Origin of the sequence: Corynebacterium pygosceleis, assembly GCF_016595275.2 — a bacterium.
Lineage (GTDB): Bacteria > Actinomycetota > Actinomycetes > Mycobacteriales > Mycobacteriaceae > Corynebacterium > Corynebacterium pygosceleis.
In genome coordinates this window covers 1-23,074 of sequence record NZ_JAENIQ020000003.1, presented here as the reverse complement: position 1 = coordinate 23,074, position 23,074 = coordinate 1, and the positions used below count along the sequence as shown (strand labels likewise).

The 23,074-nt window shown below is 68.1% G+C and carries 19 protein-coding genes; 12 read left to right on the top strand and 7 right to left on the bottom strand.

The annotated features are described in order from the left end of the window. Positions 1–22 precede the first annotated feature (22 nt). The gene (locus JIM94_RS06640; protein ID WP_200250844.1) at positions 23–1,531 is read left to right on the top strand and encodes a carboxyl transferase domain-containing protein; all 1,509 of its coding nucleotides are present in this window, start codon (positions 23–25) and stop codon (positions 1,529–1,531) included. Positions 1,532–1,608: 77 nt separating this feature from the next. Here JIM94_RS06640 and fkpA read toward each other — a convergent pair whose 3' ends face one another. Continuing rightward, positions 1,609–1,968, bottom strand: coding sequence for an FKBP-type peptidyl-prolyl cis-trans isomerase (fkpA, locus tag JIM94_RS06635; RefSeq protein WP_200250841.1), 360 nt, complete (start codon positions 1,966–1,968; stop codon positions 1,609–1,611). Between the two features lie 200 nt (positions 1,969–2,168). Continuing rightward, the gene (locus tag JIM94_RS06630) at positions 2,169–3,518 is read right to left on the bottom strand and encodes a citrate synthase (protein ID WP_248702995.1); all 1,350 of its coding nucleotides are present in this window, start codon (positions 3,516–3,518) and stop codon (positions 2,169–2,171) included. 731 nt (positions 3,519–4,249) lie between these two features. On the opposite strand from JIM94_RS06630, the gene serC reads away from it, so the two are divergent. The 3 genes from serC to JIM94_RS06615 all read left to right on the top strand — a co-directional run bounded on the left by serC (position 4,250) and on the right by JIM94_RS06615 (position 7,365). Next, positions 4,250–5,383, top strand: coding sequence for a phosphoserine transaminase (gene serC / locus JIM94_RS06625; RefSeq protein WP_200252980.1), 1,134 nt, complete (start codon positions 4,250–4,252; stop codon positions 5,381–5,383). 163 nt (positions 5,384–5,546) lie between these two features. Continuing rightward, entirely contained in the window at positions 5,547–6,470 is a 924-nt protein-coding gene (gene sepH / locus JIM94_RS06620) for a septation protein SepH (RefSeq protein ID WP_200252982.1), read from the top strand. Between the two features lie 7 nt (positions 6,471–6,477). Then, positions 6,478–7,365: a DUF6928 family protein gene (locus JIM94_RS06615; protein WP_200252984.1), complete on the top strand. Its 888-nt coding sequence runs from the start codon at positions 6,478–6,480 to the stop codon at positions 7,363–7,365. Positions 7,366–7,413: 48 nt separating this feature from the next. Here the strand turns inward: JIM94_RS06615 and JIM94_RS06610 are convergent, their stop codons facing one another. Continuing rightward, complete coding sequence (locus JIM94_RS06610; protein ID WP_418904445.1) at positions 7,414–8,283, bottom strand: TrmH family RNA methyltransferase; 870 nt, start codon at positions 8,281–8,283, stop codon at positions 7,414–7,416. A gap of 87 nt (positions 8,284–8,370) precedes the next feature. Then, positions 8,371–9,858, bottom strand: a complete 1,488-nt coding sequence (locus tag JIM94_RS06605; RefSeq protein WP_200252988.1) for an NCS2 family permease — start codon at positions 9,856–9,858, stop codon at positions 8,371–8,373. A gap of 223 nt (positions 9,859–10,081) precedes the next feature. Between JIM94_RS06605 and JIM94_RS06600 the strand changes: the two genes are divergently transcribed. Both JIM94_RS06600 and JIM94_RS06595 read left to right on the top strand, forming a co-directional pair. Continuing rightward, complete coding sequence (locus JIM94_RS06600) at positions 10,082–12,028, top strand: chorismate-binding protein (protein ID WP_200252990.1); 1,947 nt, start codon at positions 10,082–10,084, stop codon at positions 12,026–12,028. Beyond that, entirely contained in the window at positions 12,025–12,729 is a 705-nt protein-coding gene (locus JIM94_RS06595) for an aminotransferase class IV (RefSeq protein ID WP_200252992.1), read from the top strand. Before JIM94_RS06600 ends, JIM94_RS06595 begins: the two co-directional genes overlap by 4 nt. On the opposite strand, the gene JIM94_RS06590 is transcribed toward JIM94_RS06595, so the two are convergent. Further along, positions 12,726–13,520, bottom strand: a complete 795-nt coding sequence (locus JIM94_RS06590) for a DUF3027 domain-containing protein (RefSeq protein ID WP_200252994.1) — start codon at positions 13,518–13,520, stop codon at positions 12,726–12,728. The genes JIM94_RS06595 and JIM94_RS06590 overlap by 4 nt on opposite strands. Here JIM94_RS06590 and JIM94_RS06585 point away from each other — a divergent pair. Then, positions 13,515–14,360: a glutaminyl-peptide cyclotransferase gene (locus JIM94_RS06585; protein WP_234039466.1), complete on the top strand. Its 846-nt coding sequence runs from the start codon at positions 13,515–13,517 to the stop codon at positions 14,358–14,360. The genes JIM94_RS06590 and JIM94_RS06585 overlap by 6 nt on opposite strands. Positions 14,361–14,369: 9 nt before the next feature. Then, complete coding sequence (locus JIM94_RS06580) at positions 14,370–14,903, top strand: DUF2771 domain-containing protein (RefSeq protein WP_200252996.1); 534 nt, start codon at positions 14,370–14,372, stop codon at positions 14,901–14,903. A gap of 34 nt (positions 14,904–14,937) precedes the next feature. On the opposite strand, the gene JIM94_RS06575 is transcribed toward JIM94_RS06580, so the two are convergent. Further along, the gene (locus JIM94_RS06575; protein WP_200252998.1) at positions 14,938–15,327 is read right to left on the bottom strand and encodes a cold-shock protein; all 390 of its coding nucleotides are present in this window, start codon (positions 15,325–15,327) and stop codon (positions 14,938–14,940) included. A 645-nt stretch (positions 15,328–15,972) separates the two neighbouring features. On the opposite strand from JIM94_RS06575, the gene JIM94_RS06570 reads away from it, so the two are divergent. Beyond that, positions 15,973–16,629 (top strand): resuscitation-promoting factor Rpf1 domain-containing protein, encoded by a 657-nt coding sequence (locus JIM94_RS06570; RefSeq protein WP_200253000.1) that lies wholly within the window; start codon positions 15,973–15,975, stop codon positions 16,627–16,629. A gap of 198 nt (positions 16,630–16,827) precedes the next feature. Here the strand turns inward: JIM94_RS06570 and JIM94_RS06565 are convergent, their stop codons facing one another. Then, a complete protein-coding gene (locus JIM94_RS06565; protein ID WP_200253002.1) occupies positions 16,828–17,019 on the bottom strand; it encodes a hypothetical protein in 192 nt (63 codons plus the stop codon). Positions 17,020–17,083: 64 nt separating this feature from the next. Here JIM94_RS06565 and JIM94_RS06560 point away from each other — a divergent pair, with 64 nt between their 5' ends. From JIM94_RS06560 to JIM94_RS06550, 3 genes are all read left to right on the top strand, one after another. Further along, positions 17,084–19,453, top strand: coding sequence for a helicase-associated domain-containing protein (locus JIM94_RS06560; protein WP_200253004.1), 2,370 nt, complete (start codon positions 17,084–17,086; stop codon positions 19,451–19,453). A 91-nt stretch (positions 19,454–19,544) separates the two neighbouring features. Continuing rightward, on the top strand, positions 19,545–21,206 hold the full coding sequence (locus JIM94_RS06555) for a DNA repair helicase XPB (RefSeq protein WP_200253006.1): 1,662 nt from the start codon (positions 19,545–19,547) through the stop codon (positions 21,204–21,206). 53 nt (positions 21,207–21,259) lie between these two features. After that, positions 21,260–21,910, top strand: coding sequence for a DUF3239 domain-containing protein (locus tag JIM94_RS06550; RefSeq protein ID WP_200253008.1), 651 nt, complete (start codon positions 21,260–21,262; stop codon positions 21,908–21,910). Positions 21,911–23,074: the final 1,164 nt, after the last annotated feature.

Below are 23,074 nucleotides of genomic sequence, written 5' to 3'. Positions count from 1 at the left end.
GCCGGCGGCTACAGTGTCAGCCATGACGAACACCACCTCCCGCGACCTCATCGACCAGGTTCTCGACCCCGGTTCCTTCATCTCCTGGGACACCCCTCCGGTCTACGGGGACATCGGTGACGACTACCGTGCCACCCTCGCCCGGGCCCGGGAGAGGTCCGGGGTCGATGAGGCGGTGATCACCGGGGAAGGGACCGTCAACGGTGCACGTGTCGCGTTCATCCTCAGCGAGTTCGGTTTTCTCGGTGGCTCCATCGGCGCGGCGACCGCCCGCCGGATCATCGACGGAATCCACCGGGCGACGGACGGCGGGCTGCCGCTGCTGATCTCACCGGCGTCCGGCGGGACACGGATGCAGGAGGGCACCCCGGCGTTCGCGCTGATGGTCTCCATCACGACCGCGGTCTACCGCCACAAGGACGCCCATCTGCCGTTCCTGGTGTACCTCCGCAATCCCACCACCGGCGGGGTGATGGCGTCCTGGGGCTCCGCGGGGCACTTCACCTTCGCGGAGCCCGGCGCCCTGCTGGGTTTTCTCGGCCCCAGGGTCGTCGAACTGACCACGGGCACCCCGATGCCGGAGGGCGTGCAGCGGGCGGAGAATCTCGCGGCCCGCGGCGTCATCGACGGGGTCGTCTCACCGGGTCAGCTGCGGGAGGCCGTGGTCAAGATCGTCGATGTCCTGCGTCCCCCGACCACGGACGCCCACCCGATCGACGCCGCGGCGACGGCGGCCCCGGAGGAACCACGGGTCGACGTGTGGGACGCGATCACCGCCACCCGCCGCACCGACAGACCCGGGCTGCGGAACCTGGTCGGCCGGCTCTCCGAGCACCTCATCCAGTTGTCCGGGACCGGCGACGGCCGCATCTCCCCCGCCGTCACCGTCGCCCTCACGAGGATCAAGGGGCACCCCTGCGTGCTCATCGGGCAGGACCGGCACGCCCAGCCACCCCATGCGCACACCGAACTCGGTCCGGCGGCGCTCCGTTTCGCGCGGCGCGGCGTGGCGCTCGCCCAGGGCCTCGGGCTCCCGCTGGTCAGCGTCATCGACACCCCCGGCGCCGAGCTGTCCGCCGACGCCGAGGAGGCGGGGATGGCGGGGTCCATCGCCCGCACCCTCGGTGAGCTCGTGGACGTCGACGTCCCGACGGTCTCGGTCATCCTCGGCCAGGGATGCGGCGGCGGGGCGCTGGCGATGCTGCCCGCGGACACCGTCCTGGCGGCGGAGCACGCCTGGCTCTCCCCGCTCCCCCCGGAGGGGGCTTCCGCCATCATCCACCGGGACACGAGCCACGCCCCGGAGATGATGCGCGAGCAGCGGGTCTCGGCGTTCGCCCTGCGGGAGGCCGGCATCGTCGACGCCGTCATCCCGGAGATCCCGGACGCGGCGGAGGAACCGGAGGATTTCACGACCCGGGTTCTCTGCACCGTCGCCTCCGCCCTCCGGGATCTGGCCTCCGATCCGGCGAAGGTCGGACGTGAACACAGGTTCCGGCACTATGAACGGTGGGCCGTCGAGCAGGGATGAGCGTAAACGACAGGCCGCCACCCGGCCGGATTCGGTCGGGTGGCGGCCTTCGGTGTTTCCGTGTCCGGGTCCGCCGATCAGCCGACGCTGATGAGGTCGATCACGAAGACCAGGGTGCGCCCGGACAGCGGGTGCCCTCCGCCGGCGGGGCCGTAGGCCGCCTCCGGGGGGATGGTCAGCTGTCGACGACCGCCGACCTTCATGCCCGGGATACCTTCCTGCCATCCGGCGATGAGACCGGACAGCGGGAACTCGATGGTCTGTCCGCGGTCCCACGAGGAATCGAATTCCGCGCCCGATTCGAAGTCGACGCCGACGTAGTGCACCTCCACGAGTCCGTTGGGCTGTGCTTCCGGACCGTCTCCCTCGATGAGGTCGACGATGACGATGTCCTCCGGGGCGGGGCCGGTCTGTGCTTCGATCGTGGGCTTGTCCATGAACGCTCCTTTGGGCTTTAGACGTGATGGGCGATGGCGGGGCGGGTGCCGGGGTGGATTCCCGGACGCCGGACCGTCGACATCGGGGGCCACTTTACGTGGGATTTCTTCACCGAAAAAATTCTCGGGTGCACCGGACACGGAAAAACCCGCGGCACACCGCGGGTTTTTCCTACCGTGATCAGCGTCCCGGTCTGGGGTTAACGCTGCGGGCGCGGGACGAACTCGCGCAGGGTTTCACCGGTGTAGATCTGGCGCGGGCGGTAGATCTTCGAACCGGGGTTCTCGATGAGCTCGCGGTACTGGGCGATCCAGCCCGGCAGGCGGCCCATGGCGAAGAGCACGGTGAAGAAGTCCGTCGGGAAGCCCATGGCCCGGTAGATGAGACCGGTGTAGAAGTCGACGTTCGGGTACAGCTTACGGGAGATGAAGTAGTCGTCCGCGAGGGCGATCTCCTCCAGGTTGAGGGCGAGATCGAGCAGCTCGTCGCCGCCCATCTTCTCCAGAACCTCGTGTGCGGTCGACTTGATGATCGCCGCACGCGGGTCGTAGTTCTTGTACACGCGGTGTCCGAAGCCCATGAGGCGGACACCGGCCTCCTTGTTCTTGACACGGGTCATGAAGTCGGTGGCGTCACCGCCGTTGGCCTTGATCTCGTCGAGCATCTCGAACACCGCCTGGTTCGCACCGCCGTGCAGCGGGCCGGACAGCGCGTTGATGCCGGCGGCGATGGAGACGAACATGTTCGCCTGCGCGGAGGCGACCATGCGGACGGTGGAGGTGGAGCAGTTCTGCTCATGGTCCGCGTGGAGGATGAGCAGCTGATCGAGGGCCTTGGACATGACCGGGTCGACCTCGTAGTCCTCGGTCGGGAAACCGAACATCATCCGGAGGAAGTTCTCCCGGGTGTTGAGCTTGTTGTCCGGGTACATCCACGGCTCGCCGTGACGGGCACGGTGCGCCATCGCGGCCAGCATCGGCACCTTGGCCATCAGTCGGACGGTCGCCTTGTCACGGTGCTCGGCGTTCAGCGGATCCAGGGAATCCTGGTAGTAGGTGGAGAGGATGTTCAGGGACGAAGCCAGAACGGACATGGGGTGGGCGTCACGGGGGAACACCCGGAACTGGCTCTTGAAGTCCTCGTCGATGAGGGTGTGGTGGCGGATCTCCGCGTTGAACTTCTCCAGCTGCTCCTGCGTCGGGAGTTCACCGTGGATCAGCAGGTAGGACACCTCGTTGAAGGTGGCCTTCTCCGCGAGATCCTCGATGGCGTAGCCACGGTAACGCAGAATGCCCTCATCACCGTCGATGAAGGTGATGGCGGATTCCGTGGAGCCGGTGCTGACGTAGCCCGGATCGTAGGTCACGAGCCCGGTCTCGGCGAGCATCTTGCCCAGGACGATGCCGTCCTGGCCCTCGGAAGCCCGCTTGATGTCCATCTCGAACTCACCACCGGGGTAGTGGAGTACGGCCTTGTCCTTGTTGTCAGTTGCCACAATGTACCTTTCAAGCTTTGTCAAGTGTCGCCCTCCCGGGTCTGGGACGGCCATTGCACCGCAGCGTGTCACGCCACGTTCGACTTCCACGCCTCACCGAGGGGTGTCTCCCGAACCGGAGTCAGGATAATCACCTCCACGCTATACGGTTTGCCACGCGCAGGCATCAACTCCGGATGTACCCGCAGCATCATGCCCGTTCAACGACGGTGACACCCGGATCCGGCGGTCACCGTCACCTCAGCCCACTCACCGACCGACGGCACCGGACGACCCTCAGCACGTGACGATCTCTGTGAAGTTGTCTATGTCGCACAGGGTTCCGCGAGGTGACGCCCCTTTTCGGAGGCGGACCCCGGAGAACCGGCGGCACCGGCACGAAATCTCCGGCAGGTCATGATTTCACGGCTCCACACCAAAACACAACGGAGTGGGGTGAGGCACAGTTTATCAAACGGTGTGACCGCAAAGACACACGAAGTCCACCGTGCACAGCCCCGCTACACCCGCTCCGTCCGACCAGGCCACCCCCACCCACCCCCACTCCCCCGTTCCATGCGGTCCGGACGACGTCGCCGCCGCGCCCCGCGCTCCGACCAACCCCACCACCGGCGTCGACCGGACGCCCCGGGATTACGTCCCCCCTCCCCGTCCCGGGGACTAGAGTTGTCCGTGCACGGTTCTCGCGTCATCCCGCCCCCTCCCCGGGCCCGCGCCGGATGACCGTGAGATCAGTCGAGAGCAGACACAGCCCCAGTACCCAACGAGGAAGAACACACTTCGCCATGACCGATCAGTTCCCCACCCTCCCCGCGAATCTGTTGCCCGCTGACGGACGATTCGGCTGCGGCCCCTCCAAGGTCCGGCCCGCACAGATCCAGGCGATCGTCGACGGTGCGACCGGAGTCGTGGGAACCTCCCACCGCCAGGCCGCCGTCCGCGACGTCGTGGGATCCCTCCGTGAGGGACTGTCCGATCTGTTCAGTCTCCCCGAGGGCTACGAGATCGTGCTCTCCCTCGGTGGGGCGACCGCTTTCTGGGATGCGGCCACCTACGGCCTGATCCGGGAGCGCTCGGGACACCTGACCTTCGGCGAATTCTCCGGCAAGTTCGCCTCCGCCGCCAAGAAGGCCCCGTGGCTCGCGGATCCGGCGGTCGTCGCCGCCGAGCCGGGGGACGCCCCCGCACCGCGGGCGTTCGAGGGCTGTGACGTCATCGCGTGGGCGCACAACGAGACATCGACCGGCGCCATGGTCCCCGTCACCCGTCCCGCGGACTCCGGAGACTCGCTGGTCGTCATCGACGCGACCTCCGGTGCCGGTGGACTCCCCGTGGAGATGGATCAGGCCGACGTCTACTACTTCTCACCGCAGAAGTGCTTCGCCTCCGACGGTGGCCTGTGGTTCGCCGCGATGAGTCCGGCCGCCATCGAGCGGATCGCGGAGATCAACGCCACCGACCGGTTCATCCCGGCCTTCCTGAACCTCCAGACGGCCGTCGACAACTCCCGGAAGAACCAGACCTACAACACTCCCGCCGTCGGCACCCTGCTCATGATGGACGACCAGGTGCGGTGGATGAACGCCAACGGCGGCCTCCCGGGAATGGTCGAACGCACCACCGCGAACTCCCGTGTCCTCTACGGCTGGGCCGACGCCCGCCCCGAGGCCCGGTGCTTCGTCTCCGACCCCGCCAACCGTTCACTGGTCGTCGGCACCATCGACTTCGACGACTCCATCGACGCCGCCCGCATCGCGAAGATCCTGCGGGCAAACGGGATCCTGGACGTCGAGCCCTACCGCAAGCTGGGACGCAACCAGCTGCGGGTCGGGATGTTCCCCGCCATCGACACCACCGACGTCGAGAAGCTGACGGCAGCCGTCGACCACATCCTCGACGAGGGTCTCGCCGGGGTGTAGGCCCCGTCTCCCCGGGAGCACCCCGGCACACACCACCGCGACCGGCGCCTTCCGCCCGGTGCCTCGGTGGTGTGTGCGTTAGAGTGGAGCCACAGGCCACCGTGACCGGCGGCATGAACCGGTTCCAACAGATCACGTCCATCAGAGCACACAGGGAGATCGCATGCGGGAGCTCAAAGTCGTCCCCGAGGAGTCCACACCCGGGTCGCTGGTGCTCCGCTCCACCGACCCCGCCACGGATTCCACCGGCGAGGAGCAGTTCTTCCTCGTGGTCGACGATGCCCTCCGGGCGGCGATCACCGGGGACGACGGACATGGGGGGGAGCCGGACTCCACGGCCGGGGAGGCCGATGACACTCCCCCTCCCCGGACCGCCCGTGAACCGGATCCCCGACTCTCGGCGCCGCTGACCATGAGCCCCAGGGACATCCAGGCCCGGATCAGGGGCGGCGCGACCATCCCTGAACTCGCCGGGGAGTGCGGGGTCCCGGACAGCCGCATCGAACCCTTCGCCCATCCGGTGCTCCTCGAACGGGGCCGGATCGCGGACATGGCGAAACAGGCCCATCCCGTCCGTGACGACGGCCCCGCACCCCTCACCCTGTGGGAGGTTCTCGCGACGGCACTCGCCGCCCGGGGCAACGATCTCGGAGGCAGCGAATGGGACGCCTACCGCGAACCCGGCGGCCAATGGGTGATCCTGGTGACCTGGCTCGAGGGCCAGACCCGCACCACCGCCGAGTGGTCCTACCACCGTCAGGGGATCAGCAACGCCACGGTGGTCGCCCGGAACTCCGTGGCCGCGGCCCTCCTCGACCCGAACTTCGGCCGCCCCACCCGCACACTGAGTTCCGTCCGGGACCGGCGGGACGACGGGGTCGACGATCACGGTTCCGATCCCGGGGCCCCGGGGGACGAGGCTTCCACCGCTCCGGTCGACGGGTCACACGGGGAAGAGGACACCGGGGATTTTCTCCGGCACCCCGACGAGGAGCAGTCCACGCGTCCCCGCCGCAGGGCGATAACCCCCCACTGGGAGGATGTCCTGCTGGGTGTCCGCACCAACACCAAGCGACCGAGGAACTGAACCCAAGGTGAGCACCACAGCCAACACCGGCACCGTCGTCACCGTCTGGTTCGTCACCACCACAGACCCGGCCGCCGTCATAGCCAGCGAACCACGTTCCGACCGGGGGTTCGGGCGTAAGTACCTCGCCCAGCTCAACCCGGCCTGGCCGATCACCCCGATCGGGCAGTTCGCGTTGAACCGCAGTGTCCCCGCATCGACCGACGAGTACTACATCGCCGGATACCCCGGGCTCACCCTCGTCCAGACCGTCATCGAGGACGTCAGCCTTCTCTCCGAGCTCGATCCCCGGCTCCTCAATTCCCTGCCCGCGAACGACGTCTACGTGTTCGCCACCGACCCGGCCACTGGCTTCGGCGGTATCGCCCACTTCCGGAACGGCGAGGTGGTCCGCTCACTGTGCGCCCGCCGTGACCGGCTCTACGAGGACATCGGTCTCCCGGCCCCCTTCGAACTTCCCTTCTGGGCGGGCGACCACGATGACGGGAACGGCACGGGCATCGATCTCCCGTTCCACCCGGTGGATCTGGTTCCAGCGGCGCAGCGCGCCTGGTTGGGTTTCGATCTCGCGGCCGACGGCCCCGACGTCCACGTCACCGCGTTCGCGGTCGACGGCAGGCCGGAGCCCCGGTTCCTCGGAGAACCCGACCGTTCCACGCCGGACCTGGACACCGTCGTCGGCCGTGCCTCCTCGAAACTGGGGATATCGGTCCGCGACCCCGGGTACGACGACTACGAGAGCCACGACGGGGACGACGGCGACGGGGACGAGTTCCGGCGGCTCGCGGAGGCCGGAACCGCCGCGGCCCGCAGGATCGGGAGGATCATCACACGGCGTGGTCGGACGCTCGCCGCAACCGTGGGACAGAAACTACGTCACACCGACCGTCCCTGACGCCCCTTTCCCCACGGGCAGTCCCCGGTCCGGACGTTCCCGTGACGTTCAGCGCAGACTGCGCTGGCGTTCGTAGAAGGCGACGGCCGCCGCCGTGGCCAGGTTGAGTGAATCCGTACCGGGGGCCATGGGTATCCGCGCCCGCACATCGGTCGCCCGCATGGCGTGCTCCGAGAGCCCCGGCCCCTCCGCCCCGACGAGGAGGGCGAGCCGGCCCACCGGACCACCGTCCGCTCCCCTCATCGCATCGGCGAGATGCTCCGCACGCGGATCCGGGGTGAGGGACAGCAGTGTGAATCCGTCCTCCCGGAGGTCGGCCAATCCCCGCTGCCATGTCGTCGGGGTTCCGGGCAGGTGGGCGAACGGTGTCCGCAGGACATGCCCCATCGACACCCGCACGACCCTGCGGTAGAGCGGATCCGCGCAGCCCGGGCCGAAGAGCACGGCATCCACTCCGAGCCCGGCGGCGTTGCGGAACAGGGAGCCGATGTTCTCGTGGTCCCCGACGCCCTCGAGAACCGCGATGGTCCGGGCGCCGTCGAGCGCGGCACCGACGCTCATTCCCGACACCCGGTCCGCGGCGGCCAGCAACCCCCGGTGCATGTCGAAGCCCACGGTCTCCGCCAGGGTACGACGTTCAACCTCGTAGACGGGGACACCCGCGTCAGCGACCGTGCGGGCCGTACCGGGGTCGGCGAGGAACTCGTCGAGCCGGTTGCCGAAACCGACGATGGAACGCACGGGGAACCGGGAGTCCAGAAGCCTACCGACGACAAGAGGCCCCTCGGCGATCACCAGGCCCTTGCCTCCCGGAAGATCGGGACGGTTGTCGGAGTGGTTGAGGTCCCGGTAGTCGAGGAGCCGTGGGTCATCGGCGGAGGTGACGGTTATACGCAGCACGTTGCCATCGTAGGACACCGACCCCGTGGCACACGCAAACGGCACCGGCCCCTCTCCGCGTCGGGCGGTGGAGGGGCCGGTGCCGGTCGGTCGGCGCCGGATGGGTCAGCCGATGGCGTGCATCACCGGATCGATGGTGAAGTAGACCATGAACAGCGCGGAGATCAGCCACAGGAGCCAGTGGACCTTCTTCGCCTGGCCGCCTGCCACCGCCATCAGCACGTAGGCGATGAAGCCCACGCCGATGCCGTTGGCGATCGAGTACGTGAACGGCATGATGACGATGGTGAGGAACGCGGGCAGCGCGATGTGGAAACTGGTGAAGTCGATGTCCACGACCTGCCCCATCATCATGGCCCCGACGACGACGAGCACGGGCGCCGCGGCCTCGATCGGGACGACCTCGTAGAGCGGGGTGAGGAACATCGCGGCGAGGAACAGGACACCGGTGACGACGTTCGCGAGTCCGGTGCGGGCGCCGTCGGCGATACCGGCGGCGGAGTCGATGTAGACCGTGTTCGACGACGCGGAGACGCCACCGCCGACGATCGCGCCGGCGCCCTCCACGATCAGGGCGCGCTTCATGTCCGGGAGATTGCCGTCCCCATCGACCAGACGCCCCTGCTTGCCCAGAGCGGTCATGGTGCCCATGGCGTCGAAGAAGTTCGCCAGCACGAGGGTGAACACGAGCAGCGAGGCCGCGAGGACACCGATGCGGCTGAAGGCGCCGATGAGATCGACCGCACCGACGAGGGACAGGTCCGGTGCACCGCCGACGGTGTCGGGGAGTTTGGGTACGGCCAGGGACCAGCCGGTGGGAACCGGCTTTCCGTCGACGAAGGAGGGGCCGGAGTCGGTGAGCGCCTCGACGATCATGGCGATGACCGTCGTCGCGACGATACCGATGAACAGGCCGCCGCGGACCCTGCGGGTGACGAGAACTCCGCAGATGATGAGCCCGGCGCAGAACACGAACGTCGGCCAGGAGCCGATCGAGCCGTTGATGCCGAGACCGACCGGGACCGTGGTGCCCGCGGCGTCGGGGATGCGACGCACGAAACCGGCGTCGACGAGTCCGATGAGTGCGATGAACAGGCCGATGCCGACCCCCATCGCGGCTTTCAGGGAATGCGGGATGGCCTCGAACACCGCGACCCGGAAGCCGGACACCGCGAGAATCACGATGATGATGCCGTCGATGACCACCAGGCCCATGGCCTCCGGCCAGGTCAGTCCCTCGGTGGCGACCAGGGTCACCGCGACGAGGGTGTTGATGCCGAGGCCGGTGGCGATGCCGAAGGGGTACCGCGCGATCACACCGAAGGCGATGGTCATCACGCCGGCGGCGAGTGCCGTCACCGCCGCGACCTGGGGAATCCCCAGGGTGTCGCCGTTGATGTCGGCGGTCGTGCCGATGATCAGCGGGTTCAGGATGATGATGTAGGCCATGGCGAAGAAGGTGACCACGCCGGCCCGGATCTCGGTTCCCACGGAGGAACCGCGGGCGCTGATGTGGAAGAAGCGGTCGAGTGCGCCATCGGGCTGTCGCGTCGTCGGCGCCGCAGCGGGAACGCTGCCGTTGCTCTCGGTCATGAGTGTGAGGTGTCTTTCCGTGCGTACGGTCGGGGGATGCCACACGCCCTCCCGTCCAACCGGGCAAGAGGAATGCTGTGCCACGGATACAATGGCACCGGCACACACCTGTGGGCAACCGGACTTCCCGCAGGACCGGACCTGATTCGGTGTCATCACCATCCCCGACGGACCACCCACCGGACACCTCCGGTGGATGCGTCCCAACCTCCCGGACCTGACTGTGACAACAATTCTGCTGATAGACAACCACGATTCATTCACGCACCTGCTCGGCGACCTGATCCACCGGGCGACGGGAATCATTCCGCGGATCCTGCCGAATGATTCCCCCCGTATCACCCCCGGGCTGGTGCGCTCCGCCGACGTGGTCATCATCTCCCCCGGACCGGGCTCCCCCCACCACCCGGAGGACCTCGGGGCGTCGGCGACGGCGATAGCCCAGTCCGTGGTTCCGGTGATCGGCATCTGCCTCGGGCATCAGGCGATCGCCCTCGCCGCCGGAGCGACCGTCAGCCGGGCCGGTCATCCACGTCACGGACTCGCGAGCCGGGTCACCCATGCCGGTACCGGAATCTTCGCCGGTGTCCCCTCCCCCATGGAGGTCGTGCGCTACCACTCGCTGGACGTCACCGATCCCCCTCCCGTCGTCGAGGTCCTCGCCAGGGCCGACGACGGAACGATCATGGCGCTCCGACGCACCGACGCACCGCAGTGGGGGCTCCAGTTCCATCCCGAATCCATCGGCACGGACCACGGCGAAACCCTCCTGCGGAACATCGTCTCGGCGGCACTCCGCCACAACGGGCGCACCGGGGAACCCGGTGCGCCCCGGTGGCGGCGAATCACCGTGCCCGAATCAGACGCCCCCGCACCACTCCGCGTCGCCGATTTCTGGCGGAGCAGGTATCCGGCGCTGATCTGGCTCGACGGCTCCTGGACCGGGGGCGACACGGAGACGGGACGGCCGTCGAAGACCGTTCCGCCGGGCACGGGGATCGTCGCCGCCGGACGGCGTCTGGTCCATCCCTCGGATGTCCCCACGGGGAGACTCACCGAGGACAGCGCCGTCGCCGCACCGGACATCGTGCCCGGGGCGTTCGGGACACTGACCTATGGGGCGTCGGGGGGCCGTGACGGCACAACCCTCGCACAGGTCGGCGCGGATGAGCGCCTGCTCGTACCCGAGGTGATCTATCAGGGCGGCCCCTCGGGCCATCACCTGACCTTTCCCGCCGGGTGGCCGGCGGACGTGGCACTCGGCCTGCTGCCCGGGGCGGCCCCGGAGCCGGTGACGGATCCTCCACCCGCGCCGGTTCCCGCGGGGGAGATGGAGTTGCGCCATGATGCCGCCACCTACCGCGACCTCGTCGAACGGTGCCGGGACTTCATCGGAGAGGGGGAATCCTACGAGTTGTGTCTGACCACCACCGCCTCCGTGGAGCTCGCCGACGACCCGGATCCGTTCGTCCTGTTCCTGCGGCTGCGTCAGCTCGCCCCGGCTCCCCGGGCCGGACTGTTCATCACCCCGGAACGGTCGGTGCTGTCCGTCTCCCCGGAACGTTTCATGACGGTGACCTCCGGTACGGTGTCCGCCTCCCCGATCAAGGGGACACGTCCCCGGGGCGCGACACCGGAACAGGATGCGTTGCTCGCGCGGGACCTTGCGTCGAGCGTGAAGGACCGGGCGGAGAACATGATGATCGTCGATCTCCTGCGCAATGACCTGGCGCGCAGCTGCATCCCCGGATCGGTGACCGTCCCCGAACTGTGCGCCGTCCACACCTTCGACCGGGTGCACCAGCTGATCTCCACGGTGGCGGGCCGGTTGCCGGTCACGACCCGCGGTATCGACGCCGCGCTGGCCGCCTTCCCCCCGGGATCGATGACGGGCGCCCCGAAACAGCGCAGCATGGACATTCTCGCGGAACTGGAGGGCACTCCCCGTGGGGTGTACTCCGGATGCATGGGCTGGTTCTCGGGAAACGGCGACGTGGATCTGTCGGTGCTCATCCGCACCGTGGTGGTCTCCGGGAGAACGCTGACCTACGGGGCCGGCGGGGCCGTGACGAGGCTGTCGGATCCCGCCGGGGAATGGGCCGAGGTGCTGGTGAAGATGCTCCCCTTCCGACTTCTCCTGGGAACGGACACCTCCGGGGTGGTCCGGTGAGCGGGACACCCCGGTTGGTGACGTCGTTCCGGATGATCGACGGCCGCGTGCGGTGCTGGGGGGAGCACATCAGGAGGCTCGGTCCCCTGTTGCGGGACGGGGACGAGGCGTTGATCCGGGCACGGTTGCGGGACGCGGGACCGGGTTCCTTCAATCCGCTGGTGTCCGTGGGGGCAGGCGGGCCGCAGGTGCTCATACGTCCGGACCGCGAGGTGGACGACCGGGTGGTGGTCGATGCGGTGGGACACCGGGACCTGCGCCGTCACCCCACGGTGAAGGGACCGGACCTGGACTGGTTGGCCGGACGTCTCGGGGTGTCACGTGGCCGGGGCGCCGGCGAGGGGCTCCTGCTCGACGACGCCGGTTGCGTCATCGAGGCGGTCTATTCGGCGGTCCTGATGCTCGGACAGGGAACGGCGACACTCCTCCGGCACCACCGTTCACTGGACTCCACGACGGCCGCCGGAGTGGTCGGGTGTCTCCGGGAAGCGGGGTGGGAGGTCACCGAGCGGGGGACGGTGCGGAGGGAGGAGCTCATGTGTTCCCCGGTGTGGCTGCTCAACGCGTTCTCCGGGGTGCGTGCGGTGACGGGGTGGGTCACGGCGGACGGTCGCGGCACGGCTCCGGATGCCGTCGCCGCGGGGCCGGCGGGGATCTCCGGGGTCTCCGGGTGGCTCATGGACCACGCGACCGAGATCTAGAGTTCGACGGTGGACTCGTCGTCGAATGCCCTTCCCTCCGGCTGACCGAGGGTGTCCGCCGGAGGGGTGTCCGAATGCGCGCCGCATCCGTACCCGCTGTGTGCGACATGCCCGTCAGCGGCGTATTCGTTGGTGCAGACGCCGAAATTACCCACGACGTTCTCGGGCAGCGGAATCCAGAACGCGCAGCTTCCGCAGTGCAGTGCGGCGTGTCGGGCGAATTCACTGGTCGGGCCGAAATCACTGCCGCGCCATCTGTGCAGGGCCTCGTCGAGTCCCCGGCGGGTGAGCCGCTTCTCGGTGTGCTGACACGGGATCGCGGGACGGTCGGCCCCGGAGGTCTGTTCGAGTTCGGCGGCGTCGACGAGACGCTCATCGTCGGGTCTCGGCGGCATGACGTCACCCGGACCGAGGTCACCGGGCCGAACCCTGTCCGCGTAGGGCACCCAGTCCGGCGCCCTGAGGGCGTCGCTCCCCGGTTGAAGAGCCACCTCGTTGACGGTCACGCGATCCGAGCCCGGCGCGCAGGCGACCACGGCGACCCATTCCCATCCCCCGTATCCGGGGACGTCCGCGGCGAAGCGGTGGGTGGCGGAATGGTCCCCGGTACGGGTCGCACCGAGGTGGGCACCGACCCCGCCTTCACCGAGTTCGACGACGGCGTCACGCGCGACGGCGATCGCCCCGGCGGTCAGCAGGGGATTTCCCGCCGACTTCTGCCGTTGTCCGGCGGTCCGGTTTCGTCTGTTGTTTGTCTTCGGCACCCGGCCATTATCCCGTACCTGATGCATGATGGACGAATGCCCCCCGTCGTGTCCCGGAGAATCCGTCCCGTCCTGTCCACGGTCCTGGCCGGTCTGCTCCTCTCCGGATGTGTCCCGGAGCGGGTCCCCGTTCCGTCGGACACCGGGGTGGACCGTCTCGGGGTGAAGGTCGTGGCGGAGTATCCGATGGACCCGGGGAGCTTCACCCAGGGCTTCGAGTACGACGGTGAACGACTGCTGGTCGGAACGGGACTCCACGGCGACTCCCGGGTCTACACGTCGGAACTGGGTGGTGCGGAGATCCGGTCGGAGACACTGCCCGACGATCTCTTCGGTGAGGGTGTCACCGACACCGGATCGGACATCTGGCAGTTGACGTGGAAGAGCGGGACCGCCATCAGACGGGACCGGGAGACCCTCCGGGAGACCGGACGTGTCCCCTACCCCGGTGAGGGGTGGGGTCTGTGTTCCTTCGCCGACACCGTGGTGATGTCGGACGGCACGGACCAGCTCCGCCTGCTCGATCCCCGTGATCTCCGGGAACGATCCAGGATCGGGGTGACCGTCGAGGGGGAACCGCTGGACAGGCTCAACGAACTGGAGTGCGTCGAGGGGACCGACGGTCGGAGAACCGTCCTGGCCAACGTGTGGATGAGTGAAACCATCGTGCGGGTGGACACCGGGACGGGGGTCGTCGATGCCCTGGTGGACGCCTCGGGGCTGCACGCCCCGGGTTCCGGGGACCCGGACGACACGTTGAACGGGATCGCCCGGATCCCGGGAACGGACCGGCTTCTGCTCACCGGGAAACGTTGGGGTGTCATCTACGAGGTCCGCCTGACGGACCGGCCCGATCCGGCCGGTTAGACTGCGGGCATGGCTGAACGCAGGAACAAAGGCAGGAACCTCAGGCAGTTCGTCACGTTGATCGTCGCCGTGGTCATCGTCGTGGCGGTGTCGGTGCTGTTCCAACGTTGGTGGAACGATCGTCCGGGGACACCACCCGGGGAGATCTCGGTCGAGGCGTCGGCGGGCGGCCGCACCGTGACGGTACCCCCGTACAGTGCCTGCGAGATCGACGTCGAGTGCCCCGAGGGGGAGATCACCGATCTCGAGGTCGGTGCGGAGGACACGCTCACCGTCACGCTGCCCCGTGAAGTCTACGACCGCGATTTCTCACTGCTGATGATCTACGACAATCCGGCCGCGAACGACCAGCGCCTCTACCCCGGCAACAGCACCAGGGAGGTGGAGGTGCCGGGGTCCGTGGAGATCAGGGCGGAGGGCGACGGCGAGGAGACCAGTGCCAGACTGCTGGTGGTCGAGATCCGTTCCCCCCAGATCGGCGTCGACGCCGAGGGCAACGAAAGCCCCGTCCGCGTCATCTGGTCCATCAACGCCCAGCCCTAGACGCCCCTCACGTCAGGGGCCGGACGACGCGACGTCAGGAGTCGAGTTCCCGTGCCACGGCGCGAAGGATCTCGGCGACCTGACGTCCCGTCTTACGGTCCGGTCGACGTCCCGAACGGAGATCGGGCTGGACCTTCGCCTCCAGGAACGTCACAAGATCGGAGATCATGCCGTGGAGCTGCTCCGGCTCGTACCTGTGCTGGGTGCGCCTGGCGGCCCGGGGAGCGTCGAGGAGTTTCACCCTCAGCGCCTGCGGCCCCCGCCTGCCGGCGGCGAAATCGAACTCGATGCGTTGACCCTGGTGGAGTTCCTCGACGCCTTCCGGAAGTACCTGCCTGCCCACGAAGCAGTCCTCGTCGCCGGGATTGGAGACAAAGCCGAAGCCTCGCTCCGGGTCATACCACTTGACCTTGCCGATAGGCATTGGACGTCACCCTTTCATTGAGCACCGTGCGGGAGACACGCGGGGGGCGCACGGGCACCGACGTTCCTCCGCCCGTTCACCCGTGCATCGCGTGAAACAGTCAATATACCCCGGCAGAGCAGGGTATCGACATCACTGCCGAACCCGGGGTGCCGCGCACCCGGGACGGGGGACCCCACCCCGCACCATCGACCTTCCGGTGGTCCGGAACCGGCACCGGGAGCGGATGTCGACGCAGAAAAGTGACTTTTCCCCATCACACCCCCGACCAGCTGTTTTACCGTCATTCAACGCCGGGGAACGGCTTTTCTCCTCCACAGAACGTGACAGTTTCGTTATAAACCAGTACGGTTGCCAGACGTGGACCCCACCATCGTGTCCGCCGGTCCCATCGCACCCCTGTCCGGGACATCCGGCGACACGACACCCAGAACCGGGGTCCGTGGATTCCCACGCAACAACCGAACATCTTCATGCCACGGCCGGCCCAGCCCGGACACGGCACGTGGACAGCCGAACACCGACAGCCGGGACAGGGGCGGCGTCACCGGAAGACACCGGATCCACTCCGGTGTCGGCCACCGGGAGACCGGAGGGTTCCGGCAGACACCGACACGCGATGACCGAGAGGAAACAGAACACTTCATGGCCCGTCACGCAAAGAAGACGCATTCCCGCATGACCCGACTCGCGGCCTCCGCCGTGACCGTCGGAGCCGCGGCATCCATCATGGCGCCCACCGCCGGTGCGGCCCCCTACTCCGACTGGGACCGGCTCGCGCAGTGCGAGGCGGGCGGAAACTGGAGCATCAACACCGGCAACGGGTTCTACGGTGGACTCCAGTTCACCCCCGGAACCTGGCGTGCCTACGGTGGCACGGAGTACGCCCCGATGCCCCACATGGCCACCCGTGAGCAGCAGATCGCCATCGCCGAGAAGACCCTCGCCGGCCAGGGCTGGGGAGCATGGCCCGCCTGCTCCGCACGTCTCGGCCTGAATTCCGCACCGAACACCAACCGTGGTGTTCCCGCCCCGGCCCCCAGCTCGGCACCGCAGACGGAGGATGTCCTGTCCGCCCCCGCCAGGTTCGATGCCGCAGTGGACGGAGCTGAGGGCACCGCCGCCGGTTCCAGCGATTTCGCCGCCGTCGACGCGCTCTACAACGCCCTGACCACCGCGCTGCGCGACCGTGGTCTTCCGGTGCCCCGCGAACTCACCGCCTTCTACCAGGCCAACCGCGACAACTTCCAGGCGTTCTACAGCGCCAACCGGGAGAACATCGACTTCCTCCTGGGTAACTAGCCGGTACCCCGCCGCCGACCACCGACGGGACGGTGGCACAGGGAAGAGGGGCCCGCCGCGTGTTGTACGCGGCGGGCCCCTCTCTTCGGTTGCGGTCCGAAACCCGGACTGATCCGGTTCTGAGTCAGAACGACGGAACGTCGACGGTCGGGCAGGGCACAGGACCCCGCCCGTCGACGTGGGCCGAACGGAACGTTCCTAGCGGTTGATCCGCGTGTAGGGGTGGACGTAACCGAGTTCCTCGACGGGGCGCGGGAACACGGTTTCATCACCGAACGGACTCGACGCGCCATCGACCTTGGAGATCAGCTCGGTCACCGGATGTCCGCCACCGGGAACATGGTCCGGCCAACCGGGATCAACATAGGATTTCTTCTCGATTTTCGACATGTCCCCATTCTCTCAAACGTGGCCGAGAAAAGTCACCTTATGACCCTCTAAACTTGGCGGTACCATGAAAAAATCCGCCGCCGCACCCGATACCGGCCCCACGTTCCGCCAGTGGCTCTCCGGGGTCGACGATGACCGTCTCTCCCGGATCATCGACCACCGTCCCGACACCGCATGGCCGTTACCTCCCGGAATCGGTGCACTCGCGGCGCGTCTCCAGCTCCGCGCGTCCGTGGCCCGCTCGACCGCGGAACTCAACGCACTCCAGCTCGTCGTCCTGGAGGCGGCCGCCGCACTGGGCGGTGAACTCCACCCGGTGACCGCCCCCGATGTGGTGGAACTGGTCACGGAACGACTCAATTCGACGGAGGGTACCGCCGCTCTCGACCCGGAGGTCGTGAACCGCACCCTGGATGAACTCATGGACCGCGCTCTGGTCTACGGGAACGCCGATCGGCTGCGGGTCACCACGGAGGCCATGTCCTCGCTGCCGGCGAACTGGCAGCTCCTCCCGGATCCCGGTGGCCGTTCGGCCCAACTCGACGGGGACACCGCACGGACACGCATCGAGGGATTGTCCCCCAGGGAACGTCGTATCCTCGACACCCTCGTGTCCTCCGGTGGTTTCGGACTGTCCAAGGACGCCGCCCCGGACGCCGATCCGGAACGTCCGGTCCCGAAGCTGATCGCCGCGGGACTGCTCCTGCGGGTGGACAACCGTACCGTCAAGATGCCCGCCACGGTCCGTGGGATCCTCGACGGAACCGGGGTGGCACCGCAGCCGCTCCTCCCGTCACCACGCTGCGCCGGAGACCCCGCACTCACCGCCGATCCGGCGGCCCAACGTCGCGTGGACGACGAGGGGACGGCATCCGGGCTCGAGGTCACCCGGCTCATGCGAAGGCTGATCACCGTGCTCGGGGACCGGCCGGTCCCCTGTCTGAAGGAAGGTGGGATCGGGGTTCGTGCCCTGACGAAGCTCACACGGGATCTCGACTGCGACGACACCACCGTCAACCGGTTGATCTGCCTCGGGATCTCCGCCGGACTGCTCGGGAGGGGGGAACCCGATCCCGCCCCGGCCAATGATCCGGGGGGTGATCTCCTCGCGCCGACCGTCGATGCGGACACCTGGCTCGCCAAGGGCCTGGCGTCCCGGTGGGCGGTGCTCCTCGAGGGATGGTCACGGTCGACCTGGGCGCACTGGCGTGTCGGCCGCACCGACACCCGCGGACGACCCATCCACCTGCTCTCCTCCGCCACCGAGCATCCCGGGCTCCCGGACATCCGTGCACTCGTCGTCGACCAGTTCGTCCGTCCTCCGGAAGGTACACCGCTGGGACACACCGAACTCGACGAGGACCTCCGTTTCACCGCCCCCGTCCCCGTCAGCCGCATCCGCCCCGGCACCGTCGACGACATCGTCGACGAGGCGGCCTGGATCGGGGCCCTCGCCCACGACACCGCGACCACTCCCCTGCGTGCACTGCGCCAGAGGCCCGCGCCCCGGGACAGCCCGGGACCGGAACTCCTGGCGGCGGTGGAGTCGGTCACCCCACCGCCCGTCGACACGCTGATCGCGCAGGGGGACATGACGGTCCTCGCCCCCGGCCCGCTCGAACCTGAACTCGAATCGGAACTGGCGCTCACGGCGGACATCGAATCCTCCGGGCTCGCGAGCGTCTACCGCATCACCGAGGGATCGATCCGTCGGGCACTGGATGCGGGGCGCGGCGGCACCGACATCCACTCACTTCTGGAGCGGCACACACTCGGGGAACTCCCGCAGAACATCAGCTACCTCATCAGCGACGTCTCCCGTCGCCACGGGACGCTGCGCGGTGGTCCGGCCCTCTGCTATCTGCGTTGCGACGATGAGGCACTTCTCCTCCAGGTCTCCCAGTCCCCCGGGACACAGAAGGTCGCGCTGCGACTGATCGCCCCGACCGTGGCCGTCGCCCAGGCACCACTCGTCCAGGTCATCGACGCTCTCCGCGCGGACGGTTTCCAGCCGGTCGCGGAGTCCGCCACCGGAGCCAGTCTCGATCTCCGGGAACGCCCCTCCCGGGTGGCGGCGGAACCGGACGCGTCCCGACCGTCGACGCCGGCGGATCCGGCACGCACCCGGGAGGTGGTCGCCGCCGTCCGGAGGGGTGAAGCCGCCCAGGACGCGGCACGCAACGGCCGTACCGCCACCGACAACACCGGCAGGGCCGTCCAGGGTGCACGCACCCTCGGGGTCCTGCAGGCCGCGGCGAGAGCCAACCGGACGGTGACGCTCGGGTTCGTCGACGGTCACGGCCAGGCCGGTTATCGCCGGGTCACCCCGGTGATGGTGTCCGGGGGCCAGGTCGACGCAGTCGACGAGACCACAGGGGAAACCCGTGGATTCCTGCTGCACCGCATCACCGAGGTCATCCTCGACGACGACTGATCCCCCGCACCGGGCACCGGACAGTGCCATAATGGTGGTTTGTCCCCGATCCGGGGAACATCCGCCAACCCCTGGAGAGGACGTGGTCCCCGTGCCCATCGGCGACGGACCGTTGATCGTGCAGTCCGACAAGACCGTGCTGCTGGAGACGGGACACGAGAATGCCGACGCCGCCCGGGCGGCACTGGCCCCCTTCGCGGAACTGGAACGGGCTCCCGAGCACGTGCACACCTACCGCATCACCCCTCTGGCACTGTGGAACGCCCGCGCCGCGGGGCACGATGCGGAACAGGTCGTCGACATGCTCGAGACACACTCCCGCTTCCCCGTCCCCCAGGCCCTCCTCATCGACGTCGCGGAGACCATGAGCCGCTACGGGAGGGTCCGGCTGCACAAGGACCCCGCCCACGGCCTGATCCTCGAATCCGAGGAGGCCGCGATCCTGGCGGAGCTGATCCGGCACCGGAAGATCGCCCCGATGCTCGGGCAGAGGATCGACGACACCACCTACGCGGTCCACCCGAGTGAACGTGGCCGACTGAAACAGGAACTGCTCAAGGTCGGCTGGCCGGCCGAGGACCTCGCCGGATACGTCGACGGGGAGGCCCACCCCATCGAACTGTCCACCGAGAACGAGCAGTGGGAGCTGCGGGACTACCAGTCCCAGGCCGCCGAGGCGTTCTGGGCGGGTGGAAGCGGTGTGATCGTGCTCCCCTGCGGTGCCGGGAAGACGATGGTCGGTGCCGCGGCGATGGCGAAGGCGAAGGCGACGACCCTCATTCTCGTCACCAACACCGTCGCGGGGCGCCAGTGGCGTGACGAACTGATCCGCAGGACGTCCCTCACCGCCGACGAGATCGGGGAGTACTCGGGGGAGGTCAAGGAGATCCGCCCGGTGACGATCGCCACGTACCAGGTGGTCACCCGACGGACGAAGGGTGAGTTCCGGGCTCTGGAGTTGTTCGATTCCCGCGACTGGGGGCTGATCATCTACGACGAGGTCCACCTCCTCCCCGCCCCGGTGTTCCGGATGACCTCGGATCTCCAGTCCCGGCGGAGACTCGGCCTCACCGCGACCCTCGTCCGCGAGGACGGCCGCGAGGGGGACGTGTTCTCCCTCATCGGACCGAAACGCTTCGACGCACCGTGGAAGGACATCGAGGCACGCGGCTACATCGCCACCGCCGACTGTGTCGAGGTCCGGGTCACCATGACCGATGCGGAACGCATGGCGTACGCGACGGCGGAGACGGCGGACCGGTACCGCCTCGCGGCATGCGCGGGATCGAAGATGCGGGTCATCCGGAAACTCCTGGCGAAGCACGCGGGCCAACCGACCCTCGTCATCGGCGCGTACCTGGATCAGTTGGAGGAGATCGGACAGACCATCGACGCACCGGTCATCGAGGGCAGCACACCGAACAGGCAACGGGAGAAACTGTTCGCCGCGTTCCGGTCCGGGGAGATCGACGTCCTCGTCGTCAGCAAGGTCGCGAACTTCTCCATCGACCTACCGGAGGCGGCCGTCGCCATCCAGGTGTCCGGAACATTCGGATCCAGGCAGGAGGAGGCACAGCGCCTCGGCAGGCTGCTGCGCCCGAAAGCCGACGGCGGCGAGGCGCACTTCTACTCGGTGGTGTCCCGCGACAGCCTGGACACCGACTACGCGGCACACCGGCAACGGTTCCTCGCCGAACAGGGCTACGCCTACCGCATCGTCGACGCCGCCGACCTACCTGGATCCGGCATCTAGACTGACAGATGGCACCAGCCGCAGACACACACCACGGAAGGCACACCCCAACGATGAGCTCAACCGATTTCCCCTTCACCGTCGACGAGACCCACAACAAGGCGAACAACGAACTCATCCGGGATTCCCGACGTCTCGTGCTCTCAGCGGGGGTCTTCGGCCTGATCCAGCTCGCCGTCGCCGCCGGGGTCCTGTGGTACTTCGGCGGGCAGCCCTGGGTCTGGATGATGGCGATCGCCCTGACCGTGATGGCACTGGTGAGTTTCGGCATGATGTTCGTCCTCCCCCGGAAGGTCGGCACCGCGCAGGAACTCTACGACCGCTATCCTCTCGTTCCCGCGGTCGTCGCAGCGGTCAACGAGAGGGATCTCGTGCTGCTCGCTCTGGTCGACACGACCGTCGACGGAAACGAGGAATCCCGCTGGGCGCTCGCCGCCCGGACGGTCACCCGACTCGCGGGACATCCACGGAAGGTCGGTGAGCGGGTCCCGTCGGTGGCCGTGGCCGGACAGCGGAACCTCTCGGACCGGGAGCACTGGAGCGAGGTCACCCCGATGCCGATAGCCTGGGCAACCCCGGACCGGAGCGTGATCGACCGCGCCTCCGACACCATCCCGGCGGCTCAGTGGAAACGCCTGGAGAAGTCCGTCAGTCGCCTCGCCGAGGTCCGCGAGACCCCCGAAGACCTGCTCGTTCTCGACTGAGCTCCAGGCCCGGATTCAATCAGCCGTCTCCCTGCAACCGGGGCACGGTGGTCTCACATCCCGAAGACCGCCCCTCCGCATCCGGAATCGACCACTTGGCGGGAAGGACACTCCGGCAGGTTCGCGTCATGCCGTCCCCGTGGATCCCCCTCGCACGCCGAACCGCTGAGCCGACGTTGTTCAGCGAAAACTCTCTCCCGGAATGCCGGAACAATCCCTCCCCAGGGGTCCACTTCTTCAGCGCTGAGGGGTGCTAGACCGGGCCTTGTTTTGCGTACCTGCTCAGAACCACACGCATAGGTCGGGGGCCGGTCCCTGCGCGATACGCTCCCGCAACCCGAGTCAGAGCGAACCATCGTGTGGGAGGCACGAAGACGACAGTGCGGTAAGGACCCCATTCCCTCCCCCGAAGCCGAACAGAGGCAACCTCCTCCCCGCCGGTAGACAACGGAACCTGGTTACCGTGGACCGGCCTGTCGCGCGGAACACGGACGCCTTTCCGGTGAACGACCACCGACGGGGTGGCACAGCAAGGCCGTCACGATCTTCCACCTCTCGCAGAAGACGCCCGACGGTGTCGGGAAGGTGTCCCCGGCCGGACATGGATCGTTCTCGGTGGGGTGTTGCTGGCTGGTGTGTGCCCGGTCCCGGGTCGGCCGGTCCACCACACCCCCGGGCCGGCAGGCATCCGTCGTAGCCGGCCCCGTCACCTACGCGAAAAACACCCCACCCAGACACAAACAATACCGGTGACCGGATCCTTTTTCAGGGGTGCAGGTACTCGCCGCGCCTGGTTTGTCTACGACCCCGGGGCCTGAACCGCCTGCACACACGCGCACCGTTGCCGACAGACAGCCCGCACCGGTACCAACGGCGCGGCCCCCGCCACGGGCGGCTCACGCCCCCCCCCGGGGGCGTGAGGACTGTCCGTGTGCCCCAACAGCCCCGCCCGTGACACACACACCGCTGGTCGGGCGTTGGTGTCCCCCACTCCGGGCCGCCCCCCCGGCGTTTCCATGCCCCCCCGGGGCCGGGGGTTTCAAGCAAGGGGCACCCACAACGCCCTGCCGGCCCAGGGCCGGGACAAGCGGCAGCACACCCCGGGCGCTATCCACGGCGGGATTGGCTCACAGGCACAACAAAAAAACGGGGCACCACCCCGGG

Bases quoted from the DNA above. Each gene is read 5' to 3' on its own strand.
- JIM94_RS06565 (WP_200253002.1), bottom strand. From the start codon at position 17,019: ATGTCGAAAATCGAGAAGAAATCCTATGTTGATCCCGGTTGGCCGGAC.
- JIM94_RS06605 (WP_200252988.1), bottom strand. From the start codon at position 9,858: ATGACCGAGAGCAACGGCAGCGTTCCCGCTGCGGCGCCGACGACGCGA.
- JIM94_RS06590 (WP_200252994.1), bottom strand. From the start codon at position 13,520: ATGCATCAGGTACGGGATAATGGCCGGGTGCCGAAGACAAACAACAGA.
- fkpA (WP_200250841.1), bottom strand. From the start codon at position 1,968: ATGGACAAGCCCACGATCGAAGCACAGACCGGCCCCGCCCCGGAGGAC.
- JIM94_RS06550 (WP_200253008.1), top strand. From the start codon at position 21,260: ATGAGCTCAACCGATTTCCCCTTCACCGTCGACGAGACCCACAACAAG.
- JIM94_RS06580 (WP_200252996.1), top strand. From the start codon at position 14,370: ATGGCTGAACGCAGGAACAAAGGCAGGAACCTCAGGCAGTTCGTCACG.
- JIM94_RS06630 (WP_248702995.1), bottom strand. From the start codon at position 3,518: ATGGCCGTCCCAGACCCGGGAGGGCGACACTTGACAAAGCTTGAAAGG.
- serC (WP_200252980.1), top strand. From the start codon at position 4,250: ATGACCGATCAGTTCCCCACCCTCCCCGCGAATCTGTTGCCCGCTGAC.
- JIM94_RS06640 (WP_200250844.1), top strand. From the start codon at position 23: ATGACGAACACCACCTCCCGCGACCTCATCGACCAGGTTCTCGACCCC.
- JIM94_RS06570 (WP_200253000.1), top strand. From the start codon at position 15,973: ATGGCCCGTCACGCAAAGAAGACGCATTCCCGCATGACCCGACTCGCG.
- sepH (WP_200252982.1), top strand. From the start codon at position 5,547: ATGCGGGAGCTCAAAGTCGTCCCCGAGGAGTCCACACCCGGGTCGCTG.
- JIM94_RS06585 (WP_234039466.1), top strand. From the start codon at position 13,515: ATGCATGATGGACGAATGCCCCCCGTCGTGTCCCGGAGAATCCGTCCC.
- JIM94_RS06575 (WP_200252998.1), bottom strand. From the start codon at position 15,327: ATGCCTATCGGCAAGGTCAAGTGGTATGACCCGGAGCGAGGCTTCGGC.
- JIM94_RS06560 (WP_200253004.1), top strand. From the start codon at position 17,084: ATGAAAAAATCCGCCGCCGCACCCGATACCGGCCCCACGTTCCGCCAG.